The sequence below is a fragment of the Synergistota bacterium genome, assembly GCA_021159885.1.
In the GTDB taxonomy this organism is placed as follows: Bacteria; Synergistota; GBS-1; order GBS-1; family GBS-1; genus AUK310.
Map to the genome: position 1 here is coordinate 37,278 of JAGHDO010000038.1, position 9,616 is coordinate 46,893.

The 9,616-nt window shown below is 45.5% G+C and carries 9 protein-coding genes; 8 read left to right on the top strand and 1 reads right to left on the bottom strand.

Annotated features, from left to right (window positions below):
- Nucleotides 1-3: 3 nt before the first annotated feature.
- Nucleotides 4-933: an aspartate carbamoyltransferase catalytic subunit gene (locus J7M13_03765; protein ID MCD6363102.1), complete on the bottom strand. Its 930-nt coding sequence runs from the start codon at nt 931-933 to the stop codon at nt 4-6.
- 205 nt (nt 934-1,138) lie between these two features.
- Between J7M13_03765 and J7M13_03770 the strand changes: the two genes are divergently transcribed.
- From J7M13_03770 to J7M13_03805, 8 genes are all read left to right on the top strand, one after another.
- Nucleotides 1,139-2,173 (top strand): reductive dehalogenase, encoded by a 1,035-nt coding sequence (locus J7M13_03770; GenBank protein MCD6363103.1) that lies wholly within the window; start codon nt 1,139-1,141, stop codon nt 2,171-2,173.
- Between the two features lie 42 nt (nt 2,174-2,215).
- Nucleotides 2,216-3,487, top strand: a complete 1,272-nt coding sequence (locus J7M13_03775) for a glycosyltransferase (protein ID MCD6363104.1) — start codon at nt 2,216-2,218, stop codon at nt 3,485-3,487.
- Nucleotides 3,444-4,247 (top strand): HAD-IIB family hydrolase, encoded by an 804-nt coding sequence (locus J7M13_03780; GenBank protein MCD6363105.1) that lies wholly within the window; start codon nt 3,444-3,446, stop codon nt 4,245-4,247. Before J7M13_03775 ends, J7M13_03780 begins: the two co-directional genes overlap by 44 nt.
- Nucleotides 4,244-5,452, top strand: coding sequence for a glycosyl transferase (locus J7M13_03785; protein ID MCD6363106.1), 1,209 nt, complete (start codon nt 4,244-4,246; stop codon nt 5,450-5,452). The genes J7M13_03780 and J7M13_03785 overlap by 4 nt, the downstream gene beginning before the upstream one ends.
- A complete protein-coding gene (locus tag J7M13_03790; protein MCD6363107.1) occupies nt 5,449-6,423 on the top strand; it encodes a KpsF/GutQ family sugar-phosphate isomerase in 975 nt (324 codons plus the stop codon). Before J7M13_03785 ends, J7M13_03790 begins: the two co-directional genes overlap by 4 nt.
- 92 nt (nt 6,424-6,515) lie before the next feature.
- Complete coding sequence (locus J7M13_03795) at nt 6,516-7,652, top strand: 3-deoxy-D-manno-octulosonic acid transferase (GenBank protein MCD6363108.1); 1,137 nt, start codon at nt 6,516-6,518, stop codon at nt 7,650-7,652.
- The gene (locus J7M13_03800; GenBank protein MCD6363109.1) at nt 7,639-8,817 is read left to right on the top strand and encodes an iron-containing alcohol dehydrogenase; all 1,179 of its coding nucleotides are present in this window, start codon (nt 7,639-7,641) and stop codon (nt 8,815-8,817) included. Before J7M13_03795 ends, J7M13_03800 begins: the two co-directional genes overlap by 14 nt.
- Before the next feature lie 2 nt (nt 8,818-8,819).
- Nucleotides 8,820-9,616: DegT/DnrJ/EryC1/StrS family aminotransferase (locus J7M13_03805; GenBank protein ID MCD6363110.1), on the top strand; the 797-nt coding region annotated here is incomplete at its 3' end.

Sequence of the window (9,616 nt, forward strand, 5' to 3'; positions counted from 1 at the left end):
GTTTCATCCCTCCCTTGCTTTAAGAAGGAGATATAGAATGGCCATTCGGATCGATATTCCGCTTTTAACTTGTTCTAATATAATGCTTCTTGAGCTATCTGAAACCTCTGAGTCTATTTCAACTCCGCGGTTTATGGGACCCGGATGCATAACGACGGTTTTTGAAGAGGCTTCCGTAAGAAGCTCTCTCGCGCATCCAAATCTAAGGTTGTATTCACGAAGCGAGGGAATAAGACTGGATTTTATCCTCTCTCTCTGAATTCTAAGGACGTAAATGATATCTGCGCTTTTTACCGCTTTAAGTGGGTCTGGTTCATACTGGACTCCCAGGGGGCTTAGATCCAGTGGGAGAAGAGTTTTCGGCGCTGAAACGATTATCTTAGCTCCCATTTTCTTAAAGCCTATTATATTGCTCCTCGCTACTCTGCTGTGAAGGATATCACCAAGTATAAGAACCTTCTTTCCAGCTAAGCTTCCAAGTCTTTTCCAGAGCGTATAGATGTCAAGGAGCGTCTGAGTGGGGTGGGCATGGGCTCCATCGCCTGCGTTTATAACGCTCGCTCGTTTTAGCTTCTTCGCCAAGTATGCTGCTGTTCCAATTGTTCTGCTTCTTATCACGATGGCGTCCACTCCCATGGCTTCGAGTGTCCAGACGGTATCCTTCAGACTCTCTCCCTTTACCATGCTTGAGGAGGAATTCGACCAGTTTATGACTGTAGCGCCCATCATCTTGCCAGCGAGTTCGAAGGAGACCCGCGTTCTCGTGGATGGTTCAAGGAATAAGTTTACTATGATGGCTTTCCTTAAGCAGGATGCTTTTTCTCTTTCATGATTTAGCTTCTTCTCAAACTCCTTTGCAAGATGGAGCACGCTTTCTATGTCTTCTCTTGACCAGTTCCTTAAATCAAGCAGGTGGCGATGCTTTACCCTCATTCGGTTTCCTCCCTTCGCTTGGGTATAAAAAATAGGGGCTTGCCCTTCCGAAGAGGGCAAGCCCCTATTCTGAATTCCTGCTTCCTTAGAAATCACCTTTATAAGCCATTTTCCGGACCTCATCAAGCATAGTATTATATTCATAAGCGTGGGTATAGTCAAGCCCTTAATGCTATAATTGATCTCTTGAAGGGGGGGATTTATCTTGGATTTTATGCATCCTCTTACCCGGATGAGGGTGGAGAGGGTTGATGAACCGCCCTATGTGATCGATGAGAGGGTTTTTAGGAAATTTGATCAACGCTGGAATGCTTTCGGGAGGATACTTTATGATAGGGAAGCGCCATTTTATCGACGTGGCATGTACGATAAAATTCCTGACATAGTTATTTCAGGGAAGGAAGGATATTCTCGCATAGACTTTGCTAAGACGATGGGTGCTTGGACGGTTCATGACTTTTTTCACGGAGCGTTTTCGTGGGAACCTTTGAAGGATCCAAATGCGGTGATGCCGAGACCTATCCTTGATAAATATGTAGTTGAGGATCCTGAATGGATGAGTGAGCGGGTAAAGGAGGTAGCTAAGCTTTACGGTGCCTCTCTCGTGGGTATATGCGAGCTTAATAGAAGATGGCTTTACTCCAGAGATATTAATGGCGATGAGATTATGATACCAGAAGAGTTCAGGTATGCCATAGTAATGGCAGTTAGAATGAATCCTGAGGCCATAAAGAAAACCCCGTCTTTCGATGCTTGTACGGAAACTGCCCTTGGTTACTCTCGGATGGCTTTTGTTGTCTCGTGTCTTGCTGAGTTTATAAGGAGCTTAGGCTATAAAGCCATACCTATGGGAAATGACACGGCGTTGAGCATTCCCTTGGCAATAGACGCAGGCTTAGGGGAGCTTGGCAGAAATGGACTGCTTATAACGCCTGAGTATGGCCCCTGTGTTAGGATTTGTAAGCTTTTTACAGATCTCCCCTTGAAACCCGATAAGCCTATAAGGTTTGGAGTTTCGGAATTTTGCAGAGGCTGTAAGCTTTGTGCGCAGATGTGTGAGGCGGGGGCTATAATGGATAGAGATGATCCCTCATTTGAAATTTTTTCTCCTTGCAATAACAGGGGAATATTAAGATGGGCAGTAAATCACGATAAGTGCTATTCCTTCTGGGTGGAGAACGGAGGTGACTGCTCAACTTGTATAGCGGTTTGTCCTTTTACCAGCGTTTTTCTGATATAATTTTTATTTGGAAAAGTCTTCATCTGAAGGAGGAGAGGGAAGATGGTTGTTTATACCTCGGCTTTAAGACCTCCCACGAGAAAGCGACTTGAGGAAATTGAAAGTGCTGATATACTGGTAGGTATACCGTGCTACAATAATGAGAAAACCATAGCGGGAGTTGTCGAAACGGTAAGCGAAGGCTTGTATAAATATTATCGCAACTTAAGAAGCGTTATATTTGTGGCAGATGGTGGATCTACTGACGACTCGAGAGAGATGGCGGAAAGCGCGAATTTGAAACCTTGGCAGGAGAAGATAGTGTCTATATATCGTGGCCCAAGCGGTAAAGGGAGCGCCTTCAGGCTGATATTTGAGGCTGCTTCCCTATTGGATGTTAAGGTTTGTGTGACCGTAGATGCAGACCTTCGCAGTATCACATCTGACTGGCTTAAGAACCTCATAGATCCCATACTTGAAAAGGGATATCAGTTTGTTGCTCCTATTTATATAAGACACAAGCATGATGGAACCATAACGAATAACATAGTTTATAACGTTACGAGAGCCCTTTACGGTAAGCGTGTTAGGCAGCCCATAGGAGGAGATTTTGCCTACTCGCGGGATCTCGTTAGCTTTTATATCAAGCAGCCCGTTTGGGATACCGATGTTGCACGATTTGGAGTCGATATATGGGTTACGACTGAGGCTATAGTCAACGATTTTAGGATATGTCAGGCGAATCTCGGCGTTAAGGTTCACGATGTTAAGGACCCTGCCATGCATCTGGGTCCCATGTTCAGGCAGGTTGTCTGGACCATGTTTTACCTTATGAAGGAAAACGAGATCTTCTGGAAGAGCGTAAGCGGAAGCATGCCGGTTGAGATTTATGGTGAGGCTAAGGCGGTGGAGCCAGAGCCGGTTAAGGTTAATCTTGATAATCTGCTTTATGAGTTTAAAATGGGTTTTAAGCAATTTGCTCCTTTATGGCAGAATATCCTCTCTGAGGAATCGTTCTCCTATATAAGCAGAGCTTATGAATTGTCAACCAAGGAGTTCAGAATTCCCACGGAGATTTGGGCTAACATAATATATGAGTGGGCAGCTACGTATAACGTCTGGCCCGTTAACACGAGGAAACTCGTTACCTTCATGATGCCGCTTTACTTTGGCAGGGTTGCTTCCTTTATCCTTGAAACCATGGATATGACTTCTGAGGAAGCCGAAAGGTACGTTGAGGAACAAGCGGTTGTTTTTGAGGAACGTAAGCCTTACCTTATAAAGGTGTGGGATGAAAAGAAGAAAGAGGCAGAAGAGGGTATGGTTGGTTTTTAGTGATCTTGACGGTACTCTTCTTGATGAGGATACCTATTCTTTTGAGGAAGCGAAGGAAGCGCTTTCCTTCCTTAAAAAGAAAGATATTCCCATTATACTTTGTTCAAGCAAGACCCGAGCGGAGATAGAAATCTACAGGAAAAGGATGCGTCTTAGCGAATATCCATTTATATCTGAGAATGGAGGAGCTATATTTATACCCGAAGGGGAAGGTTATAGGATAATTGAACTTGGTAAACCACATAGCCTTATACTCGAGGTGCTTAATCAGGCGAGAGGATCTCTTGGCATTTCCATCAGGGGATTTAGTGATATGACCCCGCGTGAGATATCTGAGATTTCTGGTTTACCTGAGGAAGAAGCTATTCTTGCCAAGAAGAGGGAATATTCAGAGCCGATACTGCTCTTTGAATCTGATGTTGAGCCTTTGGAGCTATTTTTAAGGGAGCGGGGATTCAGTTTGACCAAGGGAGGAAGGTTTTTCACGGTTATTGGGGGAAACGACAAGGGAAAAGCTGTTAAGAGGCTTCTTGAGCTTTATCGTTTGAGGTTCCCGGATGCCGAAATTCTTTCGCTTGGGCTTGGGGATGGTAAAAACGATCTTCCTATGCTTGCAGAGGTTGATTTCCCCGTTATAGTGAGGAAGAAAACGGGGAAGTTTCTTAGAGGTAGCTTTAATAATACTTATATTACACGGTATCCAGGACCTCGCGGATGGGCTGAAGCCGTATTTAAGATCCTGGAGGTGGATCGAGGTTGAGCGATTTCTTTCAAAATGGGGTTATAACGACCCTGCACAGGTTAAAAAGGGATAATGAGGATATGCTGATTAAGGAACTCCTAAAATACAGGGAATATAACCCAATAGCTCTCGTTCTTCCTTCTCTTTTTTCTGAATTTGAGGGACCTGCGCTTCCGAACATAATAGAGGAGCTGTCAACGGCTTCCTATATCGATCTTGTGGTTCTATCGCTGGATCGCGCTGATAAAGAGCAATTCCGTTATGTAAAAAGATTCCTCGCTAAGCTTCCTCAGGAAGTCGTAGTGATTTGGAATGATGGTCCCAGAGTGCAGGAGCTTTTCAAAAAGCTTTGGGATGAGTTCGGAAGATGGGATAGAGGTAAGGGAATGACCGTATGGATCGGATATGGCTATGTTCTCGCGTCCAAGAAGTGCCATGTTATCGTATCTCACGACTGTGATATCTTAACTTATAAAAGGGAACTTTTAACGAGGCTTTGCTATCCCATAGCGAATCTGAGATTGAATTTTGAGTTCTGTAAGGGGTATTATGCTCGCGTGACCAATAAGCTTCATGGCAGAGTTGCTCGTCTCTTCGTAACTCCGCTTATAAGGGCTTTAATGGAAATGCTTGGGAGGATCGATTTTCTGGTATTCCTCGATAGCTTCCGCTATCCGCTCTCTGGGGAGTTTGCAATGACCGCTGAGCTTGCGAGGAGGATAAGAATCCCATCCGATTGGGGGCTCGAAATTGGAGTTCTCGGTGATGTATACAGGCTCTGCACCTTAAGAACCATATGCCAGGTTGATATATCCGATAATTATGATCACAAGCACCAAATTCTTGACCCCAATGATCCCAAGAGAGGTCTCCTTAAGATGGCTATAGATATAGCCAAGATGCTTTTCAAAAGCCTGGCCTGTAGGGGAATAGTCTTTTCTGATGGATTTTTTAAAACGCTTAAGGCGACCTATCTAATGGAGGCACTCGCTGCTATAAGAAAGTATCAGAACGATGCTCTTATAAACTCGCTTGAATTTGATGTGCACTCGGAGTCGATCGCCGTTGAGAGCTTCTCAAAAGCGATTGATATAGCCGGTGAGGAGATCTTAAGGGACCCGATGTCCTCCCTGATGATACCCAGCTGGAGCAGGGTTTTATCCGCTATGCCCGATTTCTTCGATAGGCTTCTTGAGGCGGTTGAGGAGGATAAGAAGATATAGTGAGCGATAAAGAACTTCTTGAGGAGGCTAAGAGGGTATTAGAACTTGAGGCTAAGGAGATACTGCGCTTGAGAAATAGGCTCGGTGAGGAAGTGGTTAGGGCGGCAAAACTTATCCTTTCCTCAACGGGACGTGTAGTGGTTATGGGCATGGGAAAATCGGGCTTAATAGGCAGGAAGATATCTGCTACCTTATCATCGTTAGGAACGCCCTCTTTCTTTCTTCACCCTGCTGAGGCATTGCACGGCGATCTTGGTATGGTTAGGAAAGAAGACGTAGGACTGATCCTATCAAACAGTGGTGAAACGAGGGAAGTTCTTGCTGTTATTCCCTATCTCAGACGCATTGGGTCCCGGATAATAGCTTTCACTGGTAGGAGAAACTCCACGCTTGCTAAGGAGGCAGACATCGTTTTAAACACGTTCGTTGAGAGGGAAGCTTGTCCCTTGGGATTAGCTCCAACATCAAGCACTGCAGTTATGCTGGCTCTCGGGGATGCTTTGGCAGTTCTGCTTGCTAAGATGAGGGGATTAAGGGAGGAGGATTTTGCTCTCGTTCATCCCGATGGGAGCTTGGGAAGAAAACTTCTTTTAAGGGTTGAAGATCTTATGCATACTGGAAGGGAGATACCTATGGTTAGTGAGAAAACTCTCCTTAAGGATGCGCTCTTTGAAATGACTTCAAAGGGTTTTGGAACCATTCTTGTGGAGAGAGAAGGTAGACTTGTGGGAATTCTAACGGATGGCGATTTAAGAAGACTTCTTGAGAGATTTGGATATGCTCTCTTGGACAAAAGCGTGGGAGAGGTTATGATTCATAATCCTAAGAGGATAGCTCCTGAAAAGCTTGCCGCTCAAGCCCTTGCTCTGATGGAAAAGCATGAAATTTCGGTGCTTCCTGTGGTAGATAGGGATAATAAGATAGCGGGGATAATTCATATACACGATCTTTTGAAAGCGGGGATAGCTTAGGCATGTTTTTCTATTCCCTTGTCACAAGCTTTCTCTTTCTTTTACTCTATCCTTATTTGAGGAGGAGATACTCTCTCGGCTTTCGGGAGAGAATGGGGGAGGTGTCTCTTCCTCCCTCCAGTGGAAAGAGGGTTTGGATTCATGCGGTTTCTGTAGGTGAGGTGAAAGCGGCTTTGCCTCTTTTAAGAAGATTAAGCGACGCCTGTTTGTCTGTAACTACTCCTACCGGTTATAAGATTGCTTCCCAAAGCGGGATCGAGAATCTCTTTTTCTATCCATGGGATCTCCCTTGGGTGGTTCCAAGGGCTATCGAGGCTATAAATCCATCTTTATATATCCTGATGGAAACTGAGCTATGGCCTTTAATGATAACTCGTCTTAAGAAGAGAGGGGTAAAGCTCATTTTAGCGAATGGTAGGATATCCGATAGATCGTATGGGGGATATAAAAAGCTCTCTTATATTATGGGAGGAGTTTTATCCTGCTTTGACTTTATTGGAGCTATCAGCGAGAAAGATAGAGAGAGGTTTGTAAGACTGGGAGCGCCAGCAGAAAGAGTTTTCGTCATGGGAAATCTTAAATACGATAGCGTGTTGGAAGCGGTGGATCCTTCCATCGAGCGGAAAATGCGTAGGCTCTTGAATTTGAGAGATGAACCGCTGTGGGTCTGTGGGAGTACTCATGAGGGAGAAGAAAGGATTGCTGTAAAGGTGTATCTTAAGCTTCTTAAAGACTTTCCAGATTTGCGCTTAGCATTAGTTCCAAGGCATCCGGAAAGGGCGCGTTCGATAGCTGACACTCTCCTTAGCCTTGGTGTGAGATTTTCGCTGCGCAGTGAGAACCCTCAGGATAAGGTGGTTTTGTGGGATCTTATGGGAGAGCTTTTTGGGTTGTACTCGGTTGCGACAGTTGTCTTCTGTGGAGGAAGTCTCGTGCCCCTTGGCGGTCATAACGTAATTGAACCCGCATCATGGGGTAAACCTGTTATATACGGTCCCTATATGGATGATTTCCTCGAGGAAACCAGATTTCTCGAAGAGGCGGGAGCGGGTTTTTCTGTAGCTGATGAGAATGAGCTTTACGAGGTTGTTCGTAGGCTGCTTCTTGACGGGAAGGCGAGAGAACGAATACAACTCTCGCTTAAAGAGTATCTCTCACGTTCTAAGGGAGTCTTGGAGAGGTATTTAAGCGTGATAGACGATCTTCTTGGAGGGGGTGTTTCTAATTAAAGGGTTTTTCTTTAAGACCGCGGGTAAGATAATCTTCGGAAGGGGAAGCTTAAGAAAGCTTTCTGAGGAAGTTAAGGCTTTTCGTGAGGGCAAGGCTCTCGTGGTAAGTGATGAAAACCTTTCTAAAGGTGAAATCGTTGAAAAGGTTATTGAGCTTCTTAGGGAAGCAGGTAGAGAAGTGGTAGTCTACGGAGACGTTTCCCCTGAGCCGAGGGTAGAGCATGCGGATAGAGCCGGGGAGCTTGCCAAGGATTGTGCATTCGTCGTTGGAATTGGCGGAGGAAGCTCGATGGACGTCGCTAAGGGAGCAAGCGTTCTTTCTGCGAATCCCGGTAAGGCGCGCGATTATATAGGCGTTGGAAAGGTTCTCCGTAAAGGAATACCAATAGTTGCTATACCGACCACTGCTGGTACGGGGAGCGAGGTTACTCCCACTGCGGTTTTCATATTTGATGAGAAGAAAAAGGGGGGTATAAATACTCCTTTTATAGTTCCTGATCTCGCCATTCTCGATCCTGAGCTTACCGTCAGTCTTCCGCCCTCTTTAACTGCCTCAACCGGCATGGATGCGCTAACTCATGCTCTCGAATCCTATGTGGCAAAGGCATCGAATCCCATGAGTGAGATATTTTCAGTGGAAGCTTTAAAACTCATATCGGCGAATCTGCGGCGCGCTTATGCTGATCCGGAAAATCTCGATGCTCGCGAAGGAATGATGCTTGGAAGCCTTCTTGCGGGCATCGCGCTCGCTCACGCCGGAGTTGGAGCGTGCCACTCTATATCTTATCCCTTAAGCTCATTTTATGGAATAGGGCATGGGCTTGCCAATGCCGTTTTGATCCCTCATGTTTCCTTTTATAATGCCATAGCGGTTCCGGAAAAGTACGCTCTTGTTGCTTCTATTCTGGGGGAGGATGTAGATGGGATGTCGCTCAGAGAGTCATCGTTTGCGGTTTATGATGCCCTTCTTAAGCTTCTTTACGATCTTAACCTTCCTGTTAATTTATACTCGCTTGGCATTCCGGAGGAGGATCTTCCTCGTATAGCTGCTTCTGCGCTTGAGGTGGATCGCCCTCTGGCAAATAATCCGAGAAAGATAGGGTACGATGAGATATACAACATTTTGCTTGAGACCTACAATTTTGGTAGAGAGGAGGGATTCTAACCATGTCGGGAAGCGAGCTTTTCGGTAAGGAAGAGATAGTCGAGGTTATAAAGGTTCTTGATAGAGGGATTCTTCATAGATATGCCTCGGAGCAATCGCTTGGGGTATCCGCGGTTAAGGAGTTTGAGAGGATGTTTGCCGAATATATGGGCGCAAAGCACGCCCTTGCGGTTATGTCCGGTACCGCTGCCTTAAAGGTGGTCTTAGCCGCTCTGGGTATAGGCCCTGGAGATGAGGTGATAACCACGTGCTATACCTTTGTCGCCACGCCTGAAGCCATTCTTGATGCTGGTGCGATACCGGTTCTGGTTAACATAAATTCTACTTTGAACATAGATCCTGAGGAGGTAGAAAGAAACATAACGGAGAGGACGAGAGCCATAATAGTGGTTCACATGACTGGCGTGCAGGCGAGGATAGATCTGCTTAAGGAGATAGCGGATAAGCATGGGCTTTACCTTATAGAAGATAACGCTCAAGCCTGTGGTGCAAGCTTCAAGGGGAAGAAGCTCGGAACCTTTGGGCACTTTGGGACTTTCAGTTTTGACTTTTATAAGCCTATAACTACCGGCGAGGGAGGCATGATACTGACCGATGATGATGAGCTCTTCTTCAAGGCAGACTGCTATCATGATCACGGTCATGTTCATGATATGAGCATACCTCGTGCCTTAGAAAAATGCTATTGCCTTGGCTTTAACTACAGGATGAACGAGATTCAGGGGGCTCTCGGTCTGGCACAGATAGCCAAGATGGATGAGGTTATAAGAAGGCAGAGGGAAAACAAGGCTTATATAAA

Coding starts and splice junctions, on each gene's coding strand:
- J7M13_03780 (MCD6363105.1), top strand. CDS start 3,444: ATGAAAAGAAGAAAGAGGCAGAAGAGGGTATGGTTGGTTTTTAGTGAT.
- J7M13_03765 (MCD6363102.1), bottom strand. CDS start 933: ATGAGGGTAAAGCATCGCCACCTGCTTGATTTAAGGAACTGGTCAAGA.
- J7M13_03795 (MCD6363108.1), top strand. CDS start 6,516: ATGGGGGAGGTGTCTCTTCCTCCCTCCAGTGGAAAGAGGGTTTGGATT.
- J7M13_03775 (MCD6363104.1), top strand. CDS start 2,216: ATGGTTGTTTATACCTCGGCTTTAAGACCTCCCACGAGAAAGCGACTT.